24 protein-coding genes are annotated in these 25,071 nt (G+C 58.9%); 18 read left to right on the top strand and 6 right to left on the bottom strand.

The window, feature by feature from the left end; all coding sequences use genetic code 11:
• Positions 1–15: 15 nt before the first annotated feature.
• From lptE to VGU61_RS12425, 9 genes are all read left to right on the top strand, one after another.
• A complete protein-coding gene (lptE, locus tag VGU61_RS12465) occupies positions 16–519 on the top strand; it encodes an LPS assembly lipoprotein LptE (RefSeq protein ID WP_326859453.1) in 504 nt (167 codons plus the stop codon).
• Between the two features lie 6 nt (positions 520–525).
• A complete protein-coding gene (gene holA / locus VGU61_RS12460) occupies positions 526–1,539 on the top strand; it encodes a DNA polymerase III subunit delta (RefSeq protein WP_326859452.1) in 1,014 nt (337 codons plus the stop codon).
• Positions 1,540–1,772: 233 nt separating this feature from the next.
• Entirely contained in the window at positions 1,773–3,038 is a 1,266-nt protein-coding gene (locus VGU61_RS12455) for a glutamate-5-semialdehyde dehydrogenase (RefSeq protein ID WP_326859451.1), read from the top strand.
• Between the two features lie 230 nt (positions 3,039–3,268).
• On the top strand, positions 3,269–3,691 hold the full coding sequence (locus VGU61_RS12450) for a CopD family protein (RefSeq protein WP_326859450.1): 423 nt from the start codon (positions 3,269–3,271) through the stop codon (positions 3,689–3,691).
• A gap of 20 nt (positions 3,692–3,711) precedes the next feature.
• On the top strand, positions 3,712–4,314 hold the full coding sequence (locus VGU61_RS12445; RefSeq protein WP_326859449.1) for a 2-hydroxychromene-2-carboxylate isomerase: 603 nt from the start codon (positions 3,712–3,714) through the stop codon (positions 4,312–4,314).
• Between the two features lie 208 nt (positions 4,315–4,522).
• The gene (locus VGU61_RS12440) at positions 4,523–5,725 is read left to right on the top strand and encodes a class I SAM-dependent RNA methyltransferase (RefSeq protein WP_326859448.1); all 1,203 of its coding nucleotides are present in this window, start codon (positions 4,523–4,525) and stop codon (positions 5,723–5,725) included.
• Positions 5,726–5,807: 82 nt separating this feature from the next.
• The gene (locus tag VGU61_RS12435) at positions 5,808–7,286 is read left to right on the top strand and encodes an NAD-dependent succinate-semialdehyde dehydrogenase (RefSeq protein WP_326859447.1); all 1,479 of its coding nucleotides are present in this window, start codon (positions 5,808–5,810) and stop codon (positions 7,284–7,286) included.
• 76 nt (positions 7,287–7,362) lie between these two features.
• Positions 7,363–8,379: a glycosyltransferase family 4 protein gene (locus tag VGU61_RS12430; protein ID WP_326859446.1), complete on the top strand. Its 1,017-nt coding sequence runs from the start codon at positions 7,363–7,365 to the stop codon at positions 8,377–8,379.
• Positions 8,380–8,432: 53 nt separating this feature from the next.
• Entirely contained in the window at positions 8,433–9,107 is a 675-nt protein-coding gene (locus VGU61_RS12425) for a TetR/AcrR family transcriptional regulator (protein WP_326859445.1), read from the top strand.
• Between the two features lie 18 nt (positions 9,108–9,125).
• Here VGU61_RS12425 and VGU61_RS12420 read toward each other — a convergent pair whose 3' ends face one another.
• From VGU61_RS12420 to VGU61_RS12410, 3 genes are all read right to left on the bottom strand, one after another.
• A complete protein-coding gene (locus VGU61_RS12420; protein ID WP_326859444.1) occupies positions 9,126–10,148 on the bottom strand; it encodes a lipase secretion chaperone in 1,023 nt (340 codons plus the stop codon).
• Positions 10,149–10,177: 29 nt separating this feature from the next.
• Positions 10,178–11,062 carry a peptidylprolyl isomerase gene (locus tag VGU61_RS12415; RefSeq protein ID WP_326859443.1) on the bottom strand — a complete coding sequence of 295 codons (885 nt, stop codon included), beginning with the start codon at positions 11,060–11,062 and terminating at the stop codon, positions 10,178–10,180.
• 111 nt (positions 11,063–11,173) lie between these two features.
• Positions 11,174–11,824: a hypothetical protein gene (locus VGU61_RS12410; RefSeq protein WP_326859442.1), complete on the bottom strand. Its 651-nt coding sequence runs from the start codon at positions 11,822–11,824 to the stop codon at positions 11,174–11,176.
• A 572-nt stretch (positions 11,825–12,396) separates the two neighbouring features.
• Here VGU61_RS12410 and VGU61_RS12405 point away from each other — a divergent pair.
• Positions 12,397–12,687 (top strand): hypothetical protein, encoded by a 291-nt coding sequence (locus VGU61_RS12405; protein WP_326859441.1) that lies wholly within the window; start codon positions 12,397–12,399, stop codon positions 12,685–12,687.
• Here VGU61_RS12405 and VGU61_RS12400 read toward each other — a convergent pair.
• A complete protein-coding gene (locus VGU61_RS12400; RefSeq protein ID WP_326859440.1) occupies positions 12,666–13,214 on the bottom strand; it encodes a hypothetical protein in 549 nt (182 codons plus the stop codon). The two genes, VGU61_RS12405 and VGU61_RS12400, sit on opposite strands and share 22 nt — an antisense overlap.
• A gap of 319 nt (positions 13,215–13,533) precedes the next feature.
• Between VGU61_RS12400 and VGU61_RS12395 the strand changes: the two genes are divergently transcribed.
• Positions 13,534–13,977 (top strand): transcriptional regulator, encoded by a 444-nt coding sequence (locus VGU61_RS12395; RefSeq protein WP_326859439.1) that lies wholly within the window; start codon positions 13,534–13,536, stop codon positions 13,975–13,977.
• Positions 13,978–14,011: 34 nt separating this feature from the next.
• Here the strand turns inward: VGU61_RS12395 and VGU61_RS12390 are convergent, their stop codons facing one another.
• Together VGU61_RS12390 and VGU61_RS12385 are read right to left on the bottom strand one after the other, a co-directional pair.
• A complete protein-coding gene (locus VGU61_RS12390; protein WP_326859438.1) occupies positions 14,012–15,460 on the bottom strand; it encodes a UdgX family uracil-DNA binding protein in 1,449 nt (482 codons plus the stop codon).
• On the bottom strand, positions 15,457–16,689 hold the full coding sequence (locus tag VGU61_RS12385; RefSeq protein ID WP_326859437.1) for a putative DNA modification/repair radical SAM protein: 1,233 nt from the start codon (positions 16,687–16,689) through the stop codon (positions 15,457–15,459). Before VGU61_RS12385 ends, VGU61_RS12390 begins: the two co-directional genes overlap by 4 nt.
• Positions 16,690–16,949: 260 nt before the next feature.
• Between VGU61_RS12385 and VGU61_RS12380 the strand changes: the two genes are divergently transcribed.
• From VGU61_RS12380 to VGU61_RS12350, 7 genes are all read left to right on the top strand, one after another.
• Complete coding sequence (locus tag VGU61_RS12380) at positions 16,950–17,396, top strand: CBS domain-containing protein (RefSeq protein ID WP_326859436.1); 447 nt, start codon at positions 16,950–16,952, stop codon at positions 17,394–17,396.
• Between the two features lie 315 nt (positions 17,397–17,711).
• Positions 17,712–20,129, top strand: coding sequence for a FimV/HubP family polar landmark protein (locus VGU61_RS12375; protein ID WP_326859435.1), 2,418 nt, complete (start codon positions 17,712–17,714; stop codon positions 20,127–20,129).
• Positions 20,130–20,458: 329 nt separating this feature from the next.
• Positions 20,459–22,318 carry an AAA family ATPase gene (locus tag VGU61_RS12370; protein ID WP_326859434.1) on the top strand — a complete coding sequence of 620 codons (1,860 nt, stop codon included), beginning with the start codon at positions 20,459–20,461 and terminating at the stop codon, positions 22,316–22,318.
• Positions 22,319–22,706: 388 nt separating this feature from the next.
• Positions 22,707–23,168: a hypothetical protein gene (locus tag VGU61_RS12365; RefSeq protein ID WP_326859433.1), complete on the top strand. Its 462-nt coding sequence runs from the start codon at positions 22,707–22,709 to the stop codon at positions 23,166–23,168.
• 101 nt (positions 23,169–23,269) lie between these two features.
• The gene (locus VGU61_RS12360; protein ID WP_326859432.1) at positions 23,270–23,656 is read left to right on the top strand and encodes an MAPEG family protein; all 387 of its coding nucleotides are present in this window, start codon (positions 23,270–23,272) and stop codon (positions 23,654–23,656) included.
• A gap of 328 nt (positions 23,657–23,984) precedes the next feature.
• Positions 23,985–24,779, top strand: a complete 795-nt coding sequence (locus VGU61_RS12355; protein WP_326859431.1) for an AraC family transcriptional regulator — start codon at positions 23,985–23,987, stop codon at positions 24,777–24,779.
• Between the two features lie 14 nt (positions 24,780–24,793).
• A partial coding sequence (locus VGU61_RS12350) for a VOC family protein (RefSeq protein WP_326859430.1) occupies positions 24,794–25,071 on the top strand: 278 nt, incomplete at its 3' end.

Raw genomic sequence — 25,071 nt, 5'->3', positions numbered from 1 at the left:
CGGAGAAAAACACCGATGAGAAACCGTGCCGCCGCCTTCCTGATCCTGTTCGCCGTGCTGACAATGTCCGCCTGCGGCTTCCAGCTGCGCGGTTCCGCAACCGGAGCCGGCTTGCCGTTCAAGACCGTTTATATCGGCCTGCCGGATACGTCGGCGCTCGGCACCGAACTGAAGCGATATATCCGCGCCAGCAACAGCACTACGGTCGTCTCCGACCCGAAGGCGGCGGAGGCGGTGCTGGAAGTCCTGTCGGAATCGCGGGAAAAGGCCGTGCTGTCGCTGAACAGCCAGGGGCGCGTGCGCGAACACGCGCTGTTCTACAAGCTGCGTTTTCGCGTCACCGGCACCGCAGGCAAGGAATTGCTGCCGCCGACCGACCTTGTGCTGAAGCGCGAAATCAGCTTTAACGAATCGCAGGTCATCGCAAAGGAAAAGGAAGAGGAGATCCTCTACCGCGACATGCAGTCAGACCTTGTGCAACAAATCCTGCGCCGCCTGTCGGCGCTGCAAACCGCCTGAAACACGATGCAGCTCAAGCTCGACGCTCTCGACGCCCACCTGGCGCGACCACTCGCGCCGCTATACGTCATTACCAGTGACGAGCACCTTCTGGCGCTGGAAGCGGCGGACAAGATCCGCAAGACCGCCCGCGCGCAGGGATTAACGGAACGCGAGGTGCTGGTGGTGGAGCGCAGCTTCAAATGGGGCGAATTGCTGGCGGCGAATCAATCGCAATCCCTGTTCGGCGACCGCAAGCTGATCGAGTTGCGCATACCGACCGGAAAACCCGGCAAGGATGGCGGACAGGCACTGCAGGACTATGTCAAGGCGCTCAGCCCGGACAACGTGACGCTGATCTCCCTTCCGAAGCTGGATTGGGCGACACAAAAGGCGGCATGGGTGGGGGCGCTGCAGCAGGCAGGAGTGTACATCGATATCCCGCTGATCGAGAGAACGCAGTTGCCGGCCTGGATCGGACAGCGGCTGGCGGCGCAAAGGCAAAGCGCCGACCGGCAAAGCATCGACTTCATCGCTGACCGGGTCGAGGGCAACCTGCTTGCCGCCCACCAGGAAATCCAGAAACTTGCACTGCTGCATCCGGAAGGCAAGCTGAGCTTTGAACAAATTCAAGACGCCGTGCTCAATGTAGCCCGCTACGATGTGTTCAAATTGAATGAAGCGATGCTGGCCGGCGACACGGCGCGGCTGGTGCGCATGATCGAGGGCTTGAAAGGTGAAGGCGAGGCGCTGCCGCTGGTCCTGTGGGCAATGGCGGAGGAAATCCGGACCTTGCTGAAATTGAAGTCAGGCATGACGCAGGGCCGGCCTGTCGGTGCGCTGCTGAAGGAATACAGGATCTGGGGACCGCGCGAGCGGTTGATGGAACCGGCGCTGCGCCGCCTGAAATTATCAACGTTGCAACAGGCGCTGCAGGAAGCGTCGCAAATCGATAAGATGGTCAAGGGTTTGCGGGCGAAGGACTTTGCGGGTGATCCCTGGGATGCGTTGCTGCAGCTGGGGTTGAAGGTGGCGGGGTAGTTGCGCTGCGACCAGCCCGTCTCATCAATCGGATTATCGTCCCCGCGAAGGCGGGGACCCAGGGATGCACACGTCCCCCCGATAGAGTAACCCGTGCATTCCCGGATGCCCGCCCCAGCCTGACCTCGAATGCAATTGGCAGGAGTGGTCATGACATCGTTAAGCAAGCGGTTTTTTCATCTTCGCCAGATCATCAGCACACATAGTTTTCAGACTTTCCGGTAGACGAACAAATGGATATCAAGCATTACATGAACGACGTCGGGCAGCGTGCCCGCAAGGCTTCTCGTGCAATGGCCAAGGCCGACAGCGGCGCGAAGAATCGTGCCCTGTCCCTGATTGCCGCGGCGATACGGCGCGACGCCGACCTGCTGCGCGCGGCGAACCGGAAGGATCTGGCGGCGGCACGCGAGAACGGCCTGGCGCCGGCATTGCTGGACCGGTTGACGCTGTCCGACAAGGCGCTCGCGACCATGGCCGAGGGGCTGGAACAGATCGTCGCCCTGCCCGATCCGATCGGTGAAATCTCCAACATGAAATACCGGCCGACCGGCATCCAGGTGGGCCAGATGCGCGTGCCGCTCGGCGTTATCGGCATCATCTACGAAGCCCGACCGAATGTGACCGTGGATGCGGCCGGCCTTTGCATCAAGAGCGGCAACGCAACCATTCTGCGCGGCGGCTCGGAAGCGATTCACTGCAACCAGGCGTTGGCGAAGCTGGTGAAGGAAGGCCTCGCAGGCGCCGGGCTGCCGGAAGACGCGGTGCAGATCATCGAGACCACCGACCGCGCCGCCGTCGGCGAGCTCATCACCATGCCGCAATACGTCGACGTGATCGTGCCGCGCGGCGGCAAGGGGCTGATCGAACGGCTGATGAAGGAATCCAAGGTGCCGATGATCAAGCACCTGGACGGCATCTGCCATGTGTACATTGATGACAAGGCCGATATCGAGAAGGCTATCCGCGTCGCCTACAACGCCAAATGCCAGCGCTACAGCCCATGCAATACCATGGAAACCCTGCTCGTCGCGCGTGGCATTGCGCAACAGGTTCTGCCCAGACTCGCCGAACTGTACGGCGCAAAGGAAGTCGAGCTGCGCGGCGACGATGACGCGCGCAAGATTCTTGCTGGTTATCCGCATCTCGTGGCTGCCACCGAGGAAGACTGGCGTACCGAATACCTCGCGGCGATCCTTGCGGTGCGCATCGTGGACGATGTGGACCAGGCGATCGATCACATCAACACCTATTCATCACAGCATACCGATTCCATCATCACCGAGGATTACACCCGCGCCATGCGTTTCCTGCGTGAAGTCGATTCAGCATCGGTGATGGTGAATGCTTCTACCCGCTTTGCTGACGGGTTCGAATATGGCTTGGGCGCTGAGATCGGCATTTCGAACGACAAGCTGCATGCCCGAGGTCCGGTCGGACTGGAAGGACTGACATCGTTGAAATACGTTGTGTTCGGGCATGGGGAAGTGCGTGAGTAGAGCCCATGCGGACGGAGTGCTGCCTTGCAAGGCAGCACCGTTTCGCAGGCGCGGGGCATGCCCCGCGAAACCCCTGCTTCACCATGGGGAAGTGCGTGAGTAGAGCCCATGCGGACGGAGTGCTGCCTTGCAAGGCAACACCGTTGCGTGGGCGCGGAGCGTCCTCCTTGAACACTCCGCCCCGCCAATGCGAAATACCTGAATGAATCAAACAACAAGAAGGGAAAACCATGCTCTGGGTTAAATCGCTGCACATCGTCTTCATTACTTCCTGGTTTGCCGGCCTGTTCTACCTGCCGCGCATCTTCGTCAATCTTGCACAGGAGACCGATCCGACATCAACCACGCGCCTTCTTATGATGGCGCGCAGGCTGTATCGCTTTACGGGGATCCTGTCCCTGCCGGCGGTGGCGTTAGGCCTCTGGCTCTGGCTGGGTTACGGCATCGGCAAGGGACCCGGCAACGGCTGGCTGCATGCAAAGCTGGCGCTCGTGGTCCTCGTGATCGGCTATCACCATGCCTGTGGCAGTCTGTTGAAAAAATTTGAGAACGGTCGCAATGTTCGCAGCCACACATGGTATCGCTGGTTCAATGAAGTGCCGGTGCTGCTCTTGCTCGCCATCGTGATCCTGGTGGTGGTCAAGCCATTCTGAAACGTTTTCCGGAGTCCATGATGGCCAAAGTGTGTCAGTATTTTTTTGCTCCGCAATCGCCTTACGCGTATCTCGGCCATGAACGCTTCGTCCGCCTCGCGAAGCAGTATGGCGTGCAGGTCGAAATCAAGCCCTGCGATCTCGGCAAGATATTCGGCGTTTCCGGCGGACTGCCGCTTGCCAAGCGGCCGCCGCAACGGCAGGCTTACCGTTTGATCGAGTTGAAGCGCTGGAGCGAATTCCTGCAATTGCCGCTGAACCTGCAACCAAAGTTCTTCCCTGTCCCGGGCGATCCGGCGGCCAAGCTGATCATCGCGGCGCGCCTGGCGCACGGCACGGATGCGGCGCTGGCGGTTACCGGCGCGATCATGCGCGCGGTGTGGGCGGAGGAGCGAAATGTCGGCGATGCCGACACGCTGGCGGCCATTGCAACGGAATGCGGGCATGACGGGAAAGCGCTGGTGAAATCGTCGGAGACGGCGAGCGTGCAGGCGGAGTATGAGCGGCATACCGATGAGGCGATTGCGGCGAATGTGTTTGGCGCCCCCTGGTATGTGGTGGAGGGGGAAGGGTTTTGGGGGCAGGATCGGTTGGATTTCGTGGAGAGGGCGTTTGCTAGATAGGTGGTATTTGGCGGGTGGTGTGTTTCTTCGGTGATGCAACGCTTCCCTCTCTCCGAAGTGGTTAGCCGGGGCCGGTCCCGGCTAACCACTTCAGAGAACAACCAGAGTTGTATCACCGAAGAAAAACAGAAACAAAAATTTGTAGCTAATCACGCAACATAACCGACAGAACAGCTGTCAACCTACAACGGATAAAAGGTACCCCACCATGTCGCACTCCTACTTCTGCCCCTGCCCCCGCGGCCTCGAAGCCGCCCTCGCCGAGGAACTCGGCGAAATCGCCCAGCAAAGCAAAACACTCAAAGTCCACAACCAGGTCCCAGGCGGCGTACATTGCTCCGGAGAACTGACCGACGCTTACCTGATCAACCTGCATTCCCGTATCGCTTCCCGCGTGCTGCTGCGCATCGCCCACGCAAGCTATACGAACGAGAACGATATCTACGACCTGACTCTCGCCCAGGAATGGGAGGACTGGTTCAGCGTCCATCACACCATCCGCGTCGATGTGACGGCAGTGAAATCGCCATTGAAAAGCCTGGAGTTCACCACGCTGAAGATCAAGGATGCGATCTGCGACCGCTTCCGCGATCAGTTTTCCGAACGGCCGTCGGTCGATACCAAGACGCCGGACATGCGCATCGTCGGCTTTCTCGACGCGCGCAATTTCACCCTGTACCTTGACACCTCCGGTGAGGCACTGTTCAAGCGCGGCTGGCGGCTGGAGACCGGCGATGCACCGCTGCGCGAAAACCTCGCGGCCGGACTGCTGCGGGTGTCCGGGTGGAAGCCGGGCATGGTGCTGTTCGATCCGATGTGCGGCTCCGGGACCATCCTCGCCGAAGCGGCGCAGATTGTGGCCGGCATTCCGCCCGGCGCGCGGCGCGCGTTTGCATTTGAAAAATTCCATGACTTCAACCAGGCGCAATGGCTGGCGATCAAGGGTGATTTCAAACCAAATCCGCTGCCGACCGTGCCGACGATTTTCGGCAGCGATATTTCCGGCGACATGATCGTCATGACGCGCAACAACCTGAACAAGGCCGGCATTCAGTTCGAAGTGCCGCTCAAGCAGATCGAAGCGCAGGAAGTGAAGCCCCCTTCCGACACGACCGGCATCATCCTGACCAATCCGCCGTATGGCGAGCGCATCGGCGTGCGCGGCGACAGTACGATCGAAACGGATGAGCAGGCCAATGCCTTTTTCGCCGCATTCAGCACGACGCTGAAACAGCGCTTCGCCGGCTGGAAGGTATTCCTCTTCTCTGCCGACCTCGGTTTGCCGAAGATGCTGCGGCTGAAGGAGTCGCGCAAGACGCCCTTCTTCAACGGCGCGCTGGAATGCCGTCTGTTTCGCTTCGACATGGTGGCCGGCTTCAACCGGCGCGAGGAAGCAAAGCCCAAATCTTAAGCTTCCAGCCGGGAGGTAAATCATTCCGCCATGCTGGCGATTGCGCTATCCTTGCTTTTTTCGCCATTCCAGGAGCGCCGTTATGCTGCAAGCCGTCAAAGGTCTTCCCAAACTCGATGATCCCGCGCTGCTGCGCAGCCAAGCCTATGTGAATGGCGCCTGGGCGGGCGCCGCGCAACAGTTCGATGTCACCAATCCCGCCGACGGCGTAACCATCGGCACTGTGCCAAACATGGGCGCGGCCGAAGCGCAGGCCGCGATCGATGCAGCCCAGGCAGCCTTTCCCGCATGGTCTGCAAAAACCGGCAAGGAGCGCGCCGCCGTGCTGCGCAAATGGTTCGATCTGATGATTGCCCATGCGGACGACCTGGCCGCCATCATGACCGCCGAACAGGGCAAGCCGCTGGCGGAAGCCAAGGGCGAAGTCATGTACGGCGCCAGTTTCATCGAATGGTTTGCCGAGGAAGCCAAGCGGGTTTCGGGCGATGTGATGAGTTCGACCTGGAGCGACAAGCGGATGATGGTGCTTCGGCAGCCGATTGGCGTGTGCGCAGCGATCACGCCCTGGAACTTCCCGATCGCGATGATTACCCGCAAGGTCGGACCGGCGGTCGCCGCCGGCTGCACCATCGTGATCAAGCCGGCGGAGCAGACGCCGCTGTCGGCGTTGGCAGTGGCGGAACTGGCGCACCGCGCAGGTGTGCCCGCAGGAGTGATCAATATCGTGACCGCCGACTCCGGGCGGTCGATCGAGATCGGCAAGCTACTATGCGCCAGCCCGGTCGTGCGGCACCTGTCCTTTACCGGCTCGACCCCGGTCGGACGCATCCTGATGCAGCAATCCGCGCCGACCGTCAAGAAACTGGCGCTCGAACTCGGCGGCCATGCGCCGTTCATCGTGTTCGAGGACGCGGACATCGATGCCGCCGTGGAAGGCGCGCTGGTGTCGAAATACCGCAATGCCGGCCAGACCTGCGTGTGCACGAACCGCTTCTATGTCCATGAATCGATCCATGATGCGTTCGTCGAAAAACTGGCTGCCGGCGCCGGCAAGATGAAGGTCGGCAACGGCTTTGAACAGGGCATCGTGCAGGGACCGCTGATCGACGACCAAGCGGTGGCCAAGGTGCAGGAGCATGTCGCGGATGCGGTGGCCAAGGGCGCGAAGGTGCTGGCCGGCGGCAAGCCGCATGCGCTGGGCGGCCATTTCTATGAGCCCACGGTTCTTTCAGGCGTCACCGGCGACATGCTGGTAATGCGCGAGGAGACGTTCGGGCCGGTGGCCGCCGTGGCGACCTTCAAGACCGAAGAGGAAGTCATCGCCGCCGCCAACGATACCGAATTCGGCCTGGCCAGCTACTTTTATTCGCGCGACATCAGCCGCGTGTGGCGGGTGGCGGAGAAGCTGGAATATGGCATGGTTGGCATCAATACCGGCATAATTTCCAACGAAGTCGCGCCGTTTGGCGGCGTAAAGCAGTCCGGCCTGGGGCGCGAAGGCTCGAAATACGGCATCGATGAATACCTCGAAATGAAGTACCTGTGCATGGGCGGCATCTGATCGTCAACATTGACAGGTATCGTAAACGTGAAGCCTCGTGCTAGGCTTCGCGTTTTGCACTCCGGCAAGCAGAATCATGTGCGCTCGACAGGCCGCCATCAACCAAGCCGTTGCTGGCAACACCATTCATATTTTCAACGGCTTCCTGAATCCGTACGGCGGCAGCGAACTGGAAGCGCTGTCGCTGTTCAAGCTGCTGCGTGACAAGGCGCAGGTCCAACTGTGGGCGACGTCGTCGCGTGTATCTCCGCAATTGCTGAAGGCATTTCCGATCCGGCGTGTGGTGCCCCATAAGGGGCTCCTTCCTGACGGCGGCAACTATGTATTCGTGGGTGCACACTGGCGCAACAAGTTCTGGCCCTATCTCGCTCGAAAACCCCGCCGCCTGATTTATGTGTACAACACCTTTCATCCGAAGGTGGTGGCGCTGACCTCCCGCATGCCGCGGCTGTTGCGCTGGCCGCGTACCGAATACGTGGTGATCTCGGAATTCCAAAAGACGCTGGTCGGCGTAAACGGCGAAGTGCATCCGTCGCCGATCGATATTGCCCAATTCATCCCTGCGGCACCCGCGCCCCGCGCCGCGGACTCTCCCGTCATTATCGGCCGCATGAGCAGGGACACCCCCGACAAGCACCATTCCGACGACTTCCCACTCTATGAGGCGCTTGCGCAACGCGGGTGCGAGGTAAGGCTGCAAGGGGCAAGCTGCATCGCCGACCGGCTTCCGCAAAGCGAGCGCATGCACGTCTATCCGGAGGGGCATTTTCCTGCGGCGCAATTCCTGCAGGGACTGGATATTTTCTATTACCGCACCGGAGCCCATGTCGAAACCTTCGGCCGTGTCGTGTTCGAGGCGATGGCCTGCGGACTGCCGGTCGTCTGTCATTCGCATGGCGGGTATGCCGATACGATCCGTCACGGGGAAAACGGCTTTCTATTCGATACGCCCGAACAGGCCGGTGAGATTCTGAATCAATTGATTTCCGCCCCCGAATTGCGCGCGCAGGTGGGAAAAGCGGCGCGCGAAACAGTGGAAAGCCTGTATTCACCGGCCTCGCAATATGACAGGCTGGCGTTTTATCTGAAGTAACGCTGTTTCGCCGTGATACGATTGCAGTACCTATTGTTAATTTTTTTTACACCATGAATGAAGCTATAGCTCCTGAATCCCCGCCCGTTCAACGTGACAAGCGCGATACGTTCCACCACGGCGACTTACGCCGTGCACTGCTGGAAAGCGCCTGGGAACTGGTAGAAGAGCGCGGTGCGGCAATGACCAGCCTGCGCGAAGTTGCGCGCCGCAACGGCGTCGCCGCGTCCTCCGCCCTGCATCATTTCGGTGACAAGGCAACCCTGCTGGCAGCGGTGGCGGAGGAAGGCTTCCGCCTGCTGACCAAGACGATGATCGACGCCACTGCGGACGTCGCTGACAAGAAGGAACATCTGCGCCGTTTCTTCCGCAGCTATGTGCAGTTCGCCATGACCCACCCGGCGATTTTCAACCTGATGCACAGTTCGCTGATCGCCCCCTACAGCAATTACCCCCGGCTTCTCGACATCTCGGTCAATACCTTTCGCACGACGAAGGAAGTGATGCGCGCTTACCTCGAACCATTCGGTACGCCCACCAGGCTGGGACGTGACGCTTGGGCATTCTGGTCCGCGGCCCATGGCATGGCATCGCTGCTGATCAGCTTCCCGCCCGGCGAACGGCCGACCCGTGTGGAGGAAAGCGAACTGGTGTCCGGCTTGCTGGAGACCGTGCTGCTCGGATTGGCCGAGCAGTGCAGGCAGGATCCGGTCAACCAACCCGCATAGCCGTGCCAAGCATTTCCTTCAGCGCGCGCTGTTGATCTGGCTGTTTCCCTGATCATAGGCACGCGCCGTATCGATTTCCTCTTCCGTGTAGTGCTGCCGCAATAGCGATTCGATGCTCTGCTGCTTTTGCCGCTCGCTCGTTGCCGTTGCGAGTACGGTGGACTTTTGCTCGGAAAACGCACGGTAGCGGCGCTCCCAGTCGTTTTTCTGGCTCTCCATTTCACCGACTGTTCGCGCCCCCTCCTCGCCCAAAGTCTCCTGTCGCAGTCGTTGCACCTCGGCTTCCGTGCCGCCGCTCCGGCGCAGCAGCGCGACCTTGTCTTCGACGGCTTCGCTTTCCGTTGGATCGGCACCGTGGTGAGCAATGTTCGGCGGTGCCGCCTTCCGCAATGCCGCGATACGTGCGGATTTCTCGGGTGCGGTCGCAGCCGGATCGGCTTCAACCCTGGCAATCTCAAGATCAAATCTCGCCTGTGCCTCCTGGACGGAGAACAATGCGTCGGCCGCTTCCGTGCCAAGATGCTGGCGGCGCAACGCGATCACTTGCTCCAGCATCTGTGCGGGCTTCATCGTTGCCGCCATCGGATTTCCGCCCGGCTCCGGCTGGGCGGCATTGAATTCCTCTTCTGCCTTGCGGTAGGCAATATAACCATGCAGCACCCGCAATGCCTTGGCTTGCGCCGCTGCGGGCAGTCCTGCCTGGGCGGTTTCCTCGATCCGTTGCAAATCGGTCCGGCCGGGATTCGGCGGCAAGCCGCCGAGCAGGATGTCGAGTCGTGGAAGCGTTTGGGCGTCCAGGATCAGTTCCCCCTTGCCGTCGACCTCGAACAACGCGGGTTGCGCCTGGACCGCAGGCGCAACCGCGGTCGGAGTACGCGAGGCGGCCGGGCGCGCAAAGATACTGCCGAGGTTATCCACCCCAGGTACATGCGCCGCCCTATCCCGTTCTGCCGGTTGCCGGGGAGCGGCGGACGGATACATCAGGTAGGCGAGCGCGCTGATGATGGCCACGGCCGCACATTTGGAAATCCAGGTCGTCATTGCAACCTCCTGTCCATTGGTCTATCCGGCTATTGCGAAAGTTTCAGTTCCAATTTGGCTTCGCGCTTGAGCTGGGCAATGCGCGCCTCCACCCGCTCCCGCAGGATGTCCGCCCGCAAGGTGTTTTGCATCGCCTCCAGCGGCGGCTTGGGCATGTCGCGTGTCGCATGCACGCGAATCACATGCCAGCCGTATTCCGTCCGCACCGGCTCCTTGCTGGTCGCAGGCATGCCATGCGCGCCAAGCTTTACCATCGCGGCGGCAAAGTTTTCCGTCATCTGGTTTGTCATCAGCCAACCGAGGCTGCCGTCTTTACTGGCATTGGTATCGATACTATGCCGCCGCGACATGCTTGCGAATTCATTGCCTCGATCAAGTTGCGCGATGACCGACCGGGCTGCGGCTTCGGTTTTCAGCAGGATATGACTCACCTGATATTGCCGCTCCGGTTTTTGCGCGGCATAGCGCGCAGCAATATCCGACTGCTGAACCTTCGTCTCCGCGATGATGTCGCGTACCAGTTGCTGGCCGAGCAGCGTCTTGTATTGCAGTTCGGCTTCCGCGGCGACCTCCTTGCGCAAATGAATGCCGCGCTCCCGTGCCTTCTGGGCCAGCACTTCCATCGTGACAAGATCTTCCAGCAGCTTGATGCGGTCGATATTCTGCTCGGCTGCCTTGCGATCCGCCTTCTCCTGCGGCGTGATCTCGTCATAGGGGTTCGCCACGCCAATGCTGACGTTCACCATCTGGTCGAAGACCGCCCGGGTGATCGGCTGTCCGTTAACTGTTGCGATGACAGGTCCGCCAGGTGCATCCGCCGCCTGTGCCGCAGGGCTCAAGACGGCGGCTGTCAGCAGCAATGCGGCTGCAATAGGGCCCCTATGGCGCTTCAACGATGTGGTATCCAGATTCATGTGTGCTTTCCGCTTCTTGCCGGCCTGCTCCGGCGGTCACCCTCGAAAGGCGGTGAAGGCTACCCTCCCCCGCCTTCCGTCCGTACTACTCCATCTTTGCGCTGGCGAGTATCAGCGCAGTTGCTGGCGCAGTTGGCTGTAAACGCTGGCGTCGCTCAACAGCCCGGTATGGCTGACGCTGGCGGTCTGTACGCTGGTGCCGCACTGCGCATTGGTTGCAGGGCTGATGACGCCGTCGCTGCTCGACCACAGCGAACGGTCGCATCCCTGCCCCGCGAGGTCATTCAGAAAGCTCGAACCCGGGCGCATCTCGAAGCAGGCCGCGCTGAAGCAGGCATAAGCGGAGGTGGTTCCACGGTGCGGTGTGCCCAGCGTGACGAAGCGGCGCATCGCGGAAGTGCCGCCGAGTTTCACCCGGTACCAGCGGGATACCAATCCGCCGTTCGAGTGGGCAACGATGCTGACTGGCTGGGAGGCGTTCTGGGAGCGCACCGAGTTGACGAAATTGCGCAGCTGTTCGGCGCTCGACTTATTGCTGTAGTAGAGCGAGTTGTATCCGAATCGGTATAGTTTTGCCGATGGATAGCCGTCGGAGGTGAACCGCGACACCATGGTGTTGAAGTTGGATGTGCTTCCTGAATAACCGTGTACAAACACCAGCGGCTCCGTTTGTGCCATGGCGCTGCCTGCCATCATGCTGCCCAACAGCGCAGCCCCTGCCAATACCGACAACATTGTTTTGCTTTTTTGCTTCCGTTGCATCTGTGTCTCCTCGAATGATTGGAATCGCGGCTTTCACCGCGATATGGCGAAATACAACCTAACATCGTTCAAATGAACCCGGCTTAAGATGCAGGCGCGAGTTCTGCACTGCAGTACTGCCTATAATCCGCTACTTAGCCAATTCTTTGTCACAACCAAAGTTGCCGGCCTGTCACAACGAATGGCTCCGTGGCGAAATCCGAAAATGCAAATGATCTTGTTGATGCTGGAAACTCAATGCGAATGCATTGTTTCTTCAAAGAAATTTTGTCGTGCGATGACGGGTGTGCGGGAGAAGCGAGGCAGATACGTGATGCTGAAGGGTGGGCATGTTTGTCTCCTGCTTTTATGCCGACGTTGGTGCCGGCGTGATTTATGTGCGTGAATCTAACATCGTTTTAATATGCAATCAACTCGCGGTGCAGCATTACGTTCTGCATTGCAGAATTTATGCTTGATGCACCTCAAGCTCGGAGGTGGGAGATCACCGATGCATATCCGCGCACATAGGCGTTTTCAGAACGCCGGCAGCTGGTCGTGGTCTTATTGTCAATATCATTCATCATCGATCAATGAACCCGACTATCGACCAGGCGGTAAAGGAAAAACGCGTGCTTGAATTGCGCTATCACGGCTATTCACGCATCGTGGAGCCGCACATTTACGGCAAGGACAAAAACGGCGAGGAAGTGGTTCGTTGCTACCAGTTGGCAGGCGGTAGCGAGAGCGGCGAACGCGCGGGGTGGAAACTGCTGAAGATGAAAGACGTCGTGCTGGTGCATCTGGCGGAGACGCATTTCTTGCCGAGACCGGAATACCGGACAGAGGACGCGGTAGTGCGTCAGGTGTTCTCCCGTCTCTGACGCGCAACAGCGGTGTTATGCCGCGTCGCCAAACGAGGCTCGTCGAAGCCCGGGCCTTTCGCCCGCTGCCGTTGTATGAGCCAGTCCGATGCCCACCATGCATTGTCTTCGTCCGTATAGCCGTAAACGCGCGACACGCAGAGCAGTGCGAGGCCGCAGGCGAACACCGCCAGCAGATCAAGCAGTACCAGGATGAGTCGGTTATCGAAACCGTACAGCCCGCGAGACAGCAGCGGCCACGATTGAACGATATCCCATGGCTCGCCACGGGCACCATCAATCATCAGCAGAATCAGCACGGCGACGCCATAAGTAATGAGGAGATGCCCTGCGGCAGTCAGGGCCCAATAGAGCTTTTCATAGCGATCAGCGGCGAAACGGAATCGTCTGACGGCCGTTGGGATTGCGCTGGCGATGAACAGGCAGCCAAGCGGTACCAGGATCAGCGACACCAACATGCATGTCACGGCAAAAACACGTTCATGCGGCGCATTCGCGCTGTCTTCCCGCCGGGACTTGTTGTCCATTCCGTCTCCCTGTAAAGAGGATGCCTGCTGGCCGGGCAGCCCTGTCGCATTGCTGTCAGCTGCCGGGGCGCCTACCCATCTCTTCGTTCAACCTGCACCATCAATGCGATGGCATGGCCCGTTAGTTGCGTGCTGCGGATACCTTATCGATCACATAAATCGAACAATGTCATGCCTGAGACTTATCTTCTTCAGGCACCGGATCGTTCACGCCTCAGGAGCGAATGATATCCGAAATCAGGATGCTTTTATCTTTTGTAAGCTATTTTTATCTTTTTAAGTTGACTTACTGCAACACGACGTAACGCAGAATGCGCGCATGCCTACCAACGAAGAAAAAGCGGCATTCTCCAAACGCCTGGAGCTTGCACTTCGCCGGAGCCCCGAACCGGTTCGGGGCGCGACCGAGCTTGCCCTTCGCTTCAACTTGAAATACCAAGGCAACGCAATCTCCGCCCAGACCGCCCACAAATGGCTAACCGGAAGGGCGATTCCCACCACCGACAAACTGGCGACCCTGGCTGCATGGCTCAATGTCAGCGAGCACTGGCTGCATTACGGTCCCCCGCCCAACCCGCCGCAGGTTGCCGAACAGCGTGGCCGCTATGGCGTGACTTTGCAGGGGAAAGCCGCCAGCGATGCCAAACATGCCGCCAAGCCCGCACCCGAAACGCTGGAGCTAGCCCTGAAAATCCAGATGCTTCCTCCTGAAAGCCGGTATCTGGTGGAAGAACTCGTCAAACAATTGCAGCCGAAGATATAGCGCGGGTTACTGCACGTCTCGCCTCCTGCTCGCTTCAAACCTTGACTTCGTCCGCCAGCCTGCGCGCCAGCCGCAAGGCTTCCACCAGCTCGGCAAAAGCGGCGGTCTTCACGTCTTCGCCCGGTACTCTTAATACATACGATGGATGCCAGGTCGGTACGATCCATTTGCCGTCATGGGCGATCGGCTGACCGATCCTGCCTGTCAGCGTTGCCTTGCGATCCTTGAGCACCGCCTTCAGAGCTGTACTGCCGAGCGCCACCACGACCGCCGGACCGACCTCGGCCAATTCATGATCAAGCCAGTAGCTGCAGGCATCGACTTCCAGCTGGGCCGGCGTCTTGTGCAGCCGCCGCTTGCCGCGCGGCTCCCATTTGAAATGTTTGACGGCGTTGGTGAGATAGGTGGACTGCCGATCGAGTCCTGCCTGCGTGAATGCACTGTCGAGCAATTTGCCTGCCGGACCGACAAAGGGAACACCGGCAATATCCTCCTGGTCGCCCGGCTGTTCACCCACCAGCACGATGCGTACATCAGCGGGACCGCTGCCGGCGATCGCCTGCGTCGCGTTGCGCCACAATTCGCAGCGGCGGCACTGGTCCAGCGATGTCGGCTGTTGCCGCTCCGGCTGCGCGCGAACGGCATCGATGCGCACTGCTTTACCGCCCCGTCCGCCTACCGCCGCCGCCTGTGCGACACGCTGCGCGCCCGCGCTGGCCTGGCTGATCAGCCCCGGAATCAATTTACCTTCCGGCAGGTTTTTCCAGTAACGCACCGGCATGTGCATTTCCATCGCGCCGGTATTGAGCCGCGCCGGATTGAACGTGCTTCGGTAATACGCAAGCCATAGCGCTTCGCCGTCGTCGGCGACATCCATGTCGGCGTCGAGCGGCCCGGACATCGCCGGCGGGCCACTGCGCAGGGTGTTGCCGTCCCACATTGCCGTGCCTTGCGGCGTGGCGATCAGCCAGCTTGCCTTGCCCATGCGGCGGGCAAAATGGCGCGCCACCGGTTCCAGCACATCGTGCTGCGGCTCGAACCAGCCGACGAAGCGCGGCGCACCGCGGTCCGCCGGCCGTTCACGAAAACGCAGAAAGGCGTTCATCTTGTGGATCTCCCGCTGCACCGTCTTCACCATGGCGTGCAGGCGTGCGCCGTCCTCGTCAGCGGGCGACACAACGACATGGTCGCCGGCATGCCAGCGCCACAACACCTTGTACAGGAACGCCCAGCGATCCGCTGCGCGGTAGCAAGCGGCCGTTTCCAGCATCGCCAGCAAGCGGCGCGGTACCGGTGCGCCACCTGCTTCTGTTGACGTATGCTTTTCGGCTGCGGCCGGATCGCCATCGGCATCCGCCGCGCCGAACAAATCGTCGACAGGCTGGCCGCCCCACCGGACATCGTGCGGTGCGATGCCCTGCGCGAGCATGCCGCGTGCGGCGCTGCGCCACTCGTCGAACGATGCCGGATGCGCCGTCTTCATGCCGCTTCCTCCAGTGCGGGGAACAGGCTGAGCTGGGAAGGCGACTCCGTCATCGCACGGCGCAGCACGTCGGAACTGGCGTCATCCTGGCGCGGCCGGTAATCGGCAGTCACGACAAACGGCTTCAGCTTGTCCATGCTGCATCGAAGCCGTGCCAGATCCGCATAGCGTATCTTCCGCATGCGCCTCAGGCTGACCAGGCGTTCGGAATTGCGCAAGCCGATACCCGGAACCCGGGCAATCAGGGTGGCGTCGGCGACATTGAGGTCGAGCGGAAAATGCTGGCGATGCGACAGCGCCCATGCCAGCTTCGGATCGATATCGAGCGCGAGATTGCCGGCATCCGGCAACAATTCGCTCGCCTGGAAGCCGTAACCGCGCACCAGGAAATCAGCCTGATAAAGGCGATGTTCGCGCATCATCGGCGGCGGCTTTTGCGGCAATCCGTCGGGACTTTCGGGAATGGGGCTGAATGCGGAGTAATACACCCGCTTCAGTTTGTACGAGTGATAGAGCGTCTCGGCGGTGGACAGGATGGTCTTGTCATCGGTCTTGTCGGCACCGACGATCATCTGCGTGCTTTGCCCGGCAGGCGCAAAAACCGGTGCTTTCGGCTCAGCTTCCTTTTCGTCGAGCTTGCGGCGGATGGAGCCCATCGCCATCTTGATGGTATGCACCTTCTTCTCCGGCGCGAGCCGGGCAATGCTTTCCTCGGTAGGCAGCTCGATATTCACGCTGAGGCGATCGGCATAACGCCCGGCTTCGGCGATCAGCAGAGGGTCGGCGTCGGGAATCGTCTTCAGGTGAATGTAGCCGCGGAAGCGGTGCTCTTCCCGCAGGCGGCGGGCGATCAGCACGAGTTGCTCCATCGTGTAATCGGCGGACTGGATGATGCCGGAACTGAGGAACAGGCCGTCGATGTAATTGCGCAGGTAAAAATCGGTGGTGAGCTTGACGACCTCATCGACCGAAAAACGGGCGCGCGGCACATTGCTGCTGCGCCGGTTCACGCAATACTGGCAATCGTAAATGCAGAGGTTGGTCAGCAGGATTTTCAACAGGGAGATACAGCGTCCGTCGGGCGTGTAGCTATGGCAGATGCCGACGCCCGTGGTCGCGCCGAGACCGTCTTTTCCCTGTGACGAACGCTTGGGAGCGCCGCTGCTGGCACAGGAGGCATCGTACTTGGCGGCATCCGCCAATATTTCCAGTTTGTCAGTCAATTCCATTGATCGGGCGCTTTGCTTTTCGGTTTCCGGGTGACTGTATATATATCCAGTATTTTAAACGAAAAGCCCCTCGGCCACGACTTGTAATTCAGCTTCCGGCTCATTCATCGGGCACCGTTATTGCTGTCTGTTCCGAACCGTCCGCATGCATCCGTCGGATGCCCGAATTTCGTGTAAAGCGTGCCTTCCGGCGCGTTCTTTTTACCGATTGTACGGAAATCGAATGGCGGAACAGCGGCCCATAACCCAAGGAGATTGCAATGCAACAGATCGCAGAAATCATGACCCGCGATGTCACCAGTATTTCGCCACAGGAAAGCGTGCGCCGCGCCGCGCAGATGATGGATGAATTAAACGTGGGCGCCATTCCCGTATGTGACGGCGACAAACTGATCGGCATGGTGACTGACCGCGACATCACCATTCGTGCCGTGGCATCGGGCGCCTCGCCGGATGACACGCCGGTGCAGCAGGTAATGACGAGCGAAGTCAGCTGGTGCTTCGATGATCAGCAGGTCGATGAAGTAATGGAACAGATGCGCGATGCGCAGATCCGCCGCATCCCGGTAATGGATCACAACACCCATGCGATGATTGGCATCGTGTCGCTTGGCGACATTGCAACCAAGCACTCCGCCGAAGTCGGCAGAACATTGGAAGAGATCTCTTCGCCGTCACAACCGGAACGACCGCAACTCAATTCATGATGCTCAAGGTTCTCTAAAAGGATGTGCAGCACGCCGGAGAAGGCTCTCCGGCACCTAACCTCAGACGTGAAGGAAATAATGCAATAAAAGAAATGTTTGTTGCAGGCGCACCACTCGCTACGGAATTTTGTCAATGGGAAATGTAGGACAGATTGTTACAATCGGAAACCAAATTCCCAAGATCAATAAACCATGCCCTTCCCGCCGTCGCGCGCAACCCGCCAAATTACCTTGTTGTTGCTAGGTGCGTGCGCTTTGCCGGGACATGCCGCGGGGCTCGGATCAATTCAGGTCAATTCCAGTCTCGGACAGCCATTGCGGGCCACGATCCCGCTGGTGGGGACCGATACGCTGGAACATGGTTCGCATTGCATCAAGGCGAAAGTCGGGTCCCTGGACGGCATGCTCGTCCTGACGCCGCAAATCGCCCTCACCCGCTCGGCGCAGTCGGCGTCGATCAAATTATCCACCAGGCAATCCGTCAACGAACCGGCATTGAATGTATTCGTCGACATGGGTTGCGATACGCCCATACGGCGCGAATACCAGATTCTTCTCGATCTGCCGATGGAGTCGCCGGTATTGCCGCCGGCAGCGCAAACCGCCCAGGCCAACGTGCCTGCGGCCATGCCTGCACCACCCCGGCGCGCGGACCGGGTCCGACCCGCCCCCCAGGATGAGGTGAATCCGCCGCAGAAGGCGGCGAAACAGCCGCGCTTGCAGAAAGACCCGGTGAATATCACCGCGATGCCAGCCGCCGCCCTGCGCACCGAGGAGCAGCTTGCGCCAGCGGTCAATGCGGAAAAAACGCGGGTGAAGGAAAAACCTGCCCCTCAGGCTGCAGACAAGAAACCGGTGCGCAGCGTATTGCGCATGTCCGCACCCGATATTGCCCTGCCTGATCCGGGCGAAACCCTCACGCTCAAGCTGAAGTTCGCTGACACGCTCAGCATGGCCCTTGAGGAAACCGACCCGCAGAAACGCGCCCGTCTGTATGCGGAACAGGAACGCCTCGGCGCGCTGCTGCGCAACGAAGATCTCGTCGAGACCACGCGTGAACAACTGAAAAAAGTGCAGGCAGAACTCGGCGCCCTGCGTTCCGAGACGGAACTTCTTCGGCAACAGAACCGGCTTGGACAGGAGGCGATGGAATCGGCACGCGCCGAGTCGATGCTCTGGCTGCAGTTGCTCGTCGGCGCCCTGGTCGTATTCGCCGCCGCCCTGGCCCTGCTGATCTGGCAGATGCGCAGGATGAAGCAAGCGTCGTCCTCGTGGAAACAGGTGGCCAACGACTTCGGCGATGCGGATGACCCCGACACGCTGGCCGGCACGACGGAATTCGACGTTTCCGAATTCAACACCACCGAACTGGATGCGGATTTCAATACCACCCAATTCGACCCGAGCGCCTTTGATATCGACGATCCCGATGCAACGGTGCGGGGACGGCCATTGCCCCCGGCAACTGCACCGGCAACGCCAACCCAGGCTGCGAAAGCCGGAGAGCGCGGTGCAACCGGAATGCCGCAGGTACAGCAAGCGCAGGCTGCCCGCAAACCTGCGGAAAAGGCGGCGTCTTCCGACGAGCCGGTCTACTCCACCACCAGCATGACACCCTATGTGTTCCTGCATCGTGCGGAAAAAGCCAAGCCTGCGCCGGAAGCGGCGCTGAAAGCGGAAGAGATTTCCGATGTGATGGAACTGGCGGAAGCCTGGATGGCGCTGCAGGACCCGGTGAAAGTGAAGGAATTGCTGGAGCCGTTCAGCGAGGTGGAACGGCCGGATTCGCCACTGCCCTGGCTTTGCCTGCTGGATGTATATCGCGCGATGGGCGACCGCGGAAAATACGAAGCGATCCTGCAACGGATCGCCAAGCTGTTCAACGTCAATCTTTCTCCCTGGGACGTGGACGCGCATGCCGAGCCGCCGAAGACGCTGCCGGATTATCCGCATGTCGTGCAGAAGATTCTCGATTTGTGGCCCACCGACGACCTGCTTCCCTACCTCCAGGGCCTGATCGAAGACGACCGCGATGGCACCCGCAAGGGATTCGACCTGCCGGTCTATCGCGATATCCTGCGCCTGACCTCGCTGGCCAGCGATCCGAACCGCCCCAAGCAGCGCGAACAGATCATGCACGACAGCGCATACGCGATCCTGTTCGCCGCGCCGTCGGTGAAGCCCGAGCCTGCACCTGAACAGGAAAGCGACGATGACGCGACGCAGCCTGTCGACACGATCGCTCGTGCACCAGCGCCTGAACCTTCATCCGCAAAACCGCAGATCCGCACCCGCCCGAAATTCATCACGCCATCTTACGAACGCGCGCTCACCAGAAAAGACACCACCGAAACGACGCCTGCACAAGCGTCGGAAAGCAAAGGAAAAAGCGCCGGGCCGGTGACGACCGCGGCGACTACCGGTGGCCTCGCCCTAGCAGACATCGAACTCGAGGCGCCGGTGTCCGTCGCGGATGAAAACCGGAAGGTGGCTCGCGCGGTCGATTCGACGCTTGCCGGCAAAGCAACCGCATTGAGCAAGCCGCTCGAGCTTGCCGCCGCGCCGGCGACGAGCGACGACATGTCTCCCATGTCCATCAAGCTGCATCTCGCCATCGCCTATCAGGATATCGGCGACAACGAAGGCGCTTGCCTGCTGCTGGAGGAAGTCATCAAGGACGGTACGCGGGAGCAGTCCGAGCAGGCGCAAAAAATGCTGGATCGACTGATCTGATTTGCATCTTTCCACGTCGCGGGCAACGCGACTCGACCGGCAGTGCTGAATCGGCAACTGTCAAACCGTCAAGCCTGTATCACTTCATCCATCTCCGCCCGTTTCGTCAAGGAAGTTGACGATTTAGCCTCTATCGCGGTCCGCCAGAAATTCAATCCCCATTCGGCTGAACCACGCCTTCAAACACTTGTCGTATCCATGCCCGTTAGCAATCTTGCGTGCTGCACATTTCAACTTGTTGCGGCAAGAACGAACTCAATAGGATAGGGATGCCCGACTTCTCGAAAATGTTTGAATTTTCTAAAAATATTCATGTACGCGCACTGCTCATGATCCTCACCGCAGTCGCCATTGCCGCCGCGGTTGGATGGAAACCAGCGGCGCTCAAGCAAGCCAACCCGGTTGTGCACTCACAGGACATTTCCAAAATCACCCGCCTGCCGGCCGACAAGGAACGCCTCGAATACCTGCTTCTCGCCGAGCCGCTGTCACAGTTCCCGCGATACGTCTTCAAGTACAAGGGCGCTGCTGAAATTCATGTGGTCAAAGTGCCAAGCACCTCGCACGCCAACCTCGAGCGTGAAGTGCTGTTGAAGAACGCGATTCCCTACGCGATTGCGCAGGACGAGTATCTGGATGCCAATAAGGCGGTGCTGCAGGATGCGGACAACCGCAATGGCCTGCTGCCGGAAGTCGGCGCCTTCCTCGGACGCAATGCGATCGGCATCGCCCTGCTGGTGCTGATGATCATCGGCATCAAGAAAGGCTTGCCCGGCATGAACTCCGGCGCATCACTGATCAAGCCGGCCAACCTCAAAGGCAGCATGGACGACCTGATCGGCATGGAAGACATCAAGCAGGAAGTCGCCCATCTGGAAGAAATGATCCGCAACCGCGACCTTTACAAATCGCACAACATCGACAAGCCCTTCAACGTCATGCTCACCGGTCCCGCCGGCACCGGCAAGACCAAGCTCGCCGGCTATCTTGCGAAGAAGCTCGATGTACCGCTGATCCAGGCGTCCGGTTCCGGACTCGAATCCGGCTTCGTCGGCGGCGGCTCGAAAGCGCTGCAGGCGATCTATAAGAAAGCATGCGCGCAAGGCAACTGCATCATCTTCCTCGACGAAGCACAAAGCCTGTTCATGCCGCGCGGCCGCAGCGACCGCAAGTACGACGACGACACCGCCAACACGTTGCTGAGCCTGCTGGACGGTGTCAAGAGCGAGGAAGGTTCCGGCGTGATCTGGGTGGTCGCATCCAACTTCGACGACGCCACCAGCCAGATGGATGAAGCGATGCTGCGCCGCTTTGCGGTGAAAATCAATTTCCGCCTGCCCAACAAATCCGAGCGCCGCAAACTGCTGCAGGTGTTCCTGTCGAAGAAAGATTCCGGCTGCGTGGCATGGGCAAACGTCAATCTCGACTACGTCGCCGATATCACCGCCAACCTCAGCCCCGCACTGCTGGAAACCGTGGTCGACCGCGCCAGCATGATCGCGATCCAGGAGAACCAGCCGATCACCACCGATGTGCTGTTCCGTGCCTTCGAACGCGCATCCATCGGCCTGACGGACCGCGCCACCACGGCGGAAAAGGACAAGCAGCGCGAGCGCGTAGCCTTGCATGAACTCGGCCACTTCTTCATGCAGATCGATCCCTATCTGCGCCAGGGATTGACACTGGCGGAAGTAAAGGAGAAATCGCACCTGCTGAAGATCAGCACCGAATCGGTCTCCAAGATCGGCGCGCTGGGATATGTGCTGTCCTCCGGTGAAGACGTGTCGCTGCAGACGCTGGAAGAAATGGAACAGGACATCATGCAGCTCTACGGCGGCGTCGCTGCGGAAGAACTGTTCTACGGCGCACGCGGCATCTCCGTCGGCAGCCAGAACGACATCCAGAAAGTCACCGCCAAGCTCGACCTGATGGTCAACCGCCTGTCGATGTATTCCCGCTCCAAGCTCGACTACACCCAGCTCAAGGGCGAAGGTTCGCGCGACGAAGCGCTCAAGCAGGTGGAAGGCAAGGCCGACGAGCTCTACACCCGCACGCTGGAAGCCATCAAGGGCTACAAGGACCTGATCAGCATGTTGAAAGGCACACTGCTTGAACGCTATGTGCTATCGAAGGATGAGGTGTTTGAACTGCTGGAAGGGATGATCGGCGTGGAGCAGAAGGCTGCTTAAAACTCCGGAACACTGCATCGAATAACGCGCGCCACGGCGCGCGTTATTCGTTTACAGCGTGGATGAATTGGAAAATCCCGTCTGATCTGTGAGCACTTATAAGACTGGAAATAACTTGAGATCGTGGAAAGACTCAGTTCGGCTAACCGATGCAGTTCACCAGTGTCATGCATTTGATATTGCTTTGCAAACTTCTGCATGGCAACATCCCACAGCTGCTGCTTTTCCCGGTTATTTAGTACTGTATGGATCGACAAGAAACCGCCGGAAGTCAAGTGTGGCAAGGCCTCTGGTCGGATGCTTGCGCCATGTCAGACGGACAAGTCGCAAGGTTAGACAGAAATTTTTTCACCCTAATTGAAGTTGAGATTTCAAGGAAATTGCATCAATGACGCTTAATGATCTTGCTCAAGGCGTAATTGCCGGCCTTGTTACCGGCATCTTAATATGGCTATTCAGAGCCGTTTGGTTAAAAATTTTAAGTCCATTTATTGAAGATCTTTTGTATCGGGGAGTCCGTATTGAAGGCCTATGGATCGCTGAACTAGTAGGGGCCGAATCAACCCATAAAGAAGAAATTGTTATCAAGCAATGGGGCAATCGGGTGGCTGGAACGTTAAAGTGTATTGAAGGCCAAGACCAAAACAGCTCTTATTCCTTTAGCGGAACTTTCAAAAATTTGATACTAACCGCAATGTATGAATCAACCGATAAATTCTCAACTGATAGAGGGACATTCACAGTTAGGCTCGAGGATAACGGGAGTTACTTTAAGGGACATACAGTTTATCTTGGCGCCACCGACGGTGAGTTGTCGGATGCAGCATATGTCTGGAACAAAAAAGCTTAATAAATGGTTCAAATCGTTCGCTTCGCTCTCTAGGACGGGCTAAAGCCCGCCCCTTAACCAAACGTTAAGCCGCTGATATCGCAATGCCGAAAGGGGAAGCAATGAATTACGTGGATCTCGTCGCTGTGCTGGCTGTTTTGCAGTTGGTGTTCTTTGCCATTCTGGTGGGTCGTGCACGCGGCCTGTATGGAGTCGAAGCGCCGGCGGTCTCGGGCCATGAAATGTTCGAGCGCGCCTACCGCGTGCAGATGAACACCGTGGAGCTCATGGTTATATTTCTGCCCTCTCTGTTTATCGCTGCGAAGTACTGGCCGCAGTCTTATGTAGCGGGCGTCGGGGCAATCTATCTTGTCGGCCGAGTCCTTTACTGGCGTAGTTACTCGGCAGCACCAGCTAGCCGCGCCATTGGCTTTGCGCTATCCATGTTGCCGATTCTTGCTCTGGCCATCGGCGCGATCGTCGGCATCTTGCGTGGCACCGCGACCTGACAGCTTGTCCAGGCCGATACCGCTTCGCGGTTCGGCTTAACTCAGGCATTCGGCACCCAGATTGGCCACGGCCATGCCAATGCGCTTGTCGCTTATCATCGAGCTCAGCAGGAGACCCGACCTGACGATCGACACGGCCTAAAACCAGTGCAAGCCGTCTTGCAGAATGTAATGTTTTGATCCGGTCATTTCCAGCGTCGGGGCTACGCAAAAACCACTTTTCTGAAAATAGCCATCCCGTAACACCTTGATTTCAAAGATCATGCAAATAAGCGGACCCGCAATCTTGGAACTTTTTGCATTGCCTCGTTAGAGCGCTTTTCAAGCCATGAGCCTATCCAGTCAGCCAGTTCATGTTGCCCTACCTGCCGCTCCTTTACGGCCATACATAAGTCATTACTGGTTGAGTCTGGGCAACAGCGACGAAACGTACTCGGTCTCGCCAGATGGCGCTGTGGATGTCGTCGTTGTGGTTGGTGCAGCCAGTTACCGGTTGGATGCCTTTGGCACGACCACGAAAAGATCGGAACTCCAACTCGATGTTGGCAGCCATTACTTGGGGGTGCGTTTCAGACCGGGCCAAAGCCGACACTTTTTGGACGCCAAAGCTTCCGAACTTACGGATGCTGTTCACTCTGTTGACGGAGTACTTCTGCCGGATATGTCATTGGTAGTCGAATCGATTTCTACTGACTCGTTGTTCACACACCTGGACGCGCTCCTATTGCAGCATCTAAAGCAAAAATCTCCCGGCCACTCCCGAATCGATGAAATCATTCGTTACGTCGAAGCAACGCAAGACCCACTACGCGTTTCCGAGTTGGCAACGATGTACTGCAAAAGCCGCCGGCAGTTTGAACGCGTATTTCTTGATGTAGTTGGTCTTTCGCCGAAGCTGTTCGTAGAGATCATCCGGTTTCGGCGTGCTTCTGCACTGCTTGTCAACTCGAAGCTTCCCATCGCCCAGATCGCTGCCATCCTGGGTTACACAGACCAAAGTCACCTCACGCATGAGTTCGGTCGCTTCTTCGGCCAGCCCCCATCGCGGCTGCGTGAACATGCCGCATTTTTACAAGACAGTGACCGTGTCGCCGAACACAATGCAGACTCCCTTTACTTTTGACGAGGAGTCTCCCGATGAAAATCAATAGTCTCTACCCGGTCATCATGACCGAAGACGTGGCGAAATCGAAAGCGTTCTGGACAGGTTACTTCCCCTTTGAGGTCACATTCGACTCTGAGTGGTACGTGAGCCTGAGCGCTGACCAGCAGCCGGCGTTCGAGCTGGCTCTTCTTGATCCAAATCACCCGACCGTACCGGAAGCATTCCGTGGCAAATTCAATGGCGGGCTGATCCTCAACTTCGAAGTGGATGACGTGGACGCCGAGTACGAGCGATTGCGCAAGATCGGGCT

Source organism: Noviherbaspirillum sp., from assembly GCF_035944575.1.
Lineage (GTDB): Bacteria > Pseudomonadota > Gammaproteobacteria > Burkholderiales > Burkholderiaceae_D > Noviherbaspirillum.
The sequence above is the reverse complement of the archived record's forward strand: the minus strand, read 5'-3'. Positions and strand labels throughout refer to the sequence as shown.

Bases quoted from the DNA above. Each gene is read 5' to 3' on its own strand.
- lptE (WP_326859453.1), top strand. From the start codon at position 16: ATGAGAAACCGTGCCGCCGCCTTCCTGATCCTGTTCGCCGTGCTGACA.
- holA (WP_326859452.1), top strand. From the start codon at position 526: ATGCAGCTCAAGCTCGACGCTCTCGACGCCCACCTGGCGCGACCACTC.
- VGU61_RS12455 (WP_326859451.1), top strand. From the start codon at position 1,773: ATGGATATCAAGCATTACATGAACGACGTCGGGCAGCGTGCCCGCAAG.
- VGU61_RS12450 (WP_326859450.1), top strand. From the start codon at position 3,269: ATGCTCTGGGTTAAATCGCTGCACATCGTCTTCATTACTTCCTGGTTT.
- VGU61_RS12445 (WP_326859449.1), top strand. From the start codon at position 3,712: ATGGCCAAAGTGTGTCAGTATTTTTTTGCTCCGCAATCGCCTTACGCG.
- VGU61_RS12440 (WP_326859448.1), top strand. From the start codon at position 4,523: ATGTCGCACTCCTACTTCTGCCCCTGCCCCCGCGGCCTCGAAGCCGCC.
- VGU61_RS12435 (WP_326859447.1), top strand. From the start codon at position 5,808: ATGCTGCAAGCCGTCAAAGGTCTTCCCAAACTCGATGATCCCGCGCTG.
- VGU61_RS12430 (WP_326859446.1), top strand. From the start codon at position 7,363: ATGTGCGCTCGACAGGCCGCCATCAACCAAGCCGTTGCTGGCAACACC.
- VGU61_RS12425 (WP_326859445.1), top strand. From the start codon at position 8,433: ATGAATGAAGCTATAGCTCCTGAATCCCCGCCCGTTCAACGTGACAAG.
- VGU61_RS12420 (WP_326859444.1), bottom strand. From the start codon at position 10,148: ATGACGACCTGGATTTCCAAATGTGCGGCCGTGGCCATCATCAGCGCG.
- VGU61_RS12415 (WP_326859443.1), bottom strand. From the start codon at position 11,062: ATGAATCTGGATACCACATCGTTGAAGCGCCATAGGGGCCCTATTGCA.
- VGU61_RS12410 (WP_326859442.1), bottom strand. From the start codon at position 11,824: ATGCAACGGAAGCAAAAAAGCAAAACAATGTTGTCGGTATTGGCAGGG.
- VGU61_RS12405 (WP_326859441.1), top strand. From the start codon at position 12,397: ATGAACCCGACTATCGACCAGGCGGTAAAGGAAAAACGCGTGCTTGAA.
- VGU61_RS12400 (WP_326859440.1), bottom strand. From the start codon at position 13,214: ATGGACAACAAGTCCCGGCGGGAAGACAGCGCGAATGCGCCGCATGAA.
- VGU61_RS12395 (WP_326859439.1), top strand. From the start codon at position 13,534: ATGCCTACCAACGAAGAAAAAGCGGCATTCTCCAAACGCCTGGAGCTT.
- VGU61_RS12390 (WP_326859438.1), bottom strand. From the start codon at position 15,460: ATGAAGACGGCGCATCCGGCATCGTTCGACGAGTGGCGCAGCGCCGCA.
- VGU61_RS12385 (WP_326859437.1), bottom strand. From the start codon at position 16,689: ATGGAATTGACTGACAAACTGGAAATATTGGCGGATGCCGCCAAGTAC.
- VGU61_RS12380 (WP_326859436.1), top strand. From the start codon at position 16,950: ATGCAACAGATCGCAGAAATCATGACCCGCGATGTCACCAGTATTTCG.
- VGU61_RS12370 (WP_326859434.1), top strand. From the start codon at position 20,459: ATGATCCTCACCGCAGTCGCCATTGCCGCCGCGGTTGGATGGAAACCA.
- VGU61_RS12365 (WP_326859433.1), top strand. From the start codon at position 22,707: ATGACGCTTAATGATCTTGCTCAAGGCGTAATTGCCGGCCTTGTTACC.
- VGU61_RS12360 (WP_326859432.1), top strand. From the start codon at position 23,270: ATGAATTACGTGGATCTCGTCGCTGTGCTGGCTGTTTTGCAGTTGGTG.
- VGU61_RS12355 (WP_326859431.1), top strand. From the start codon at position 23,985: ATGAGCCTATCCAGTCAGCCAGTTCATGTTGCCCTACCTGCCGCTCCT.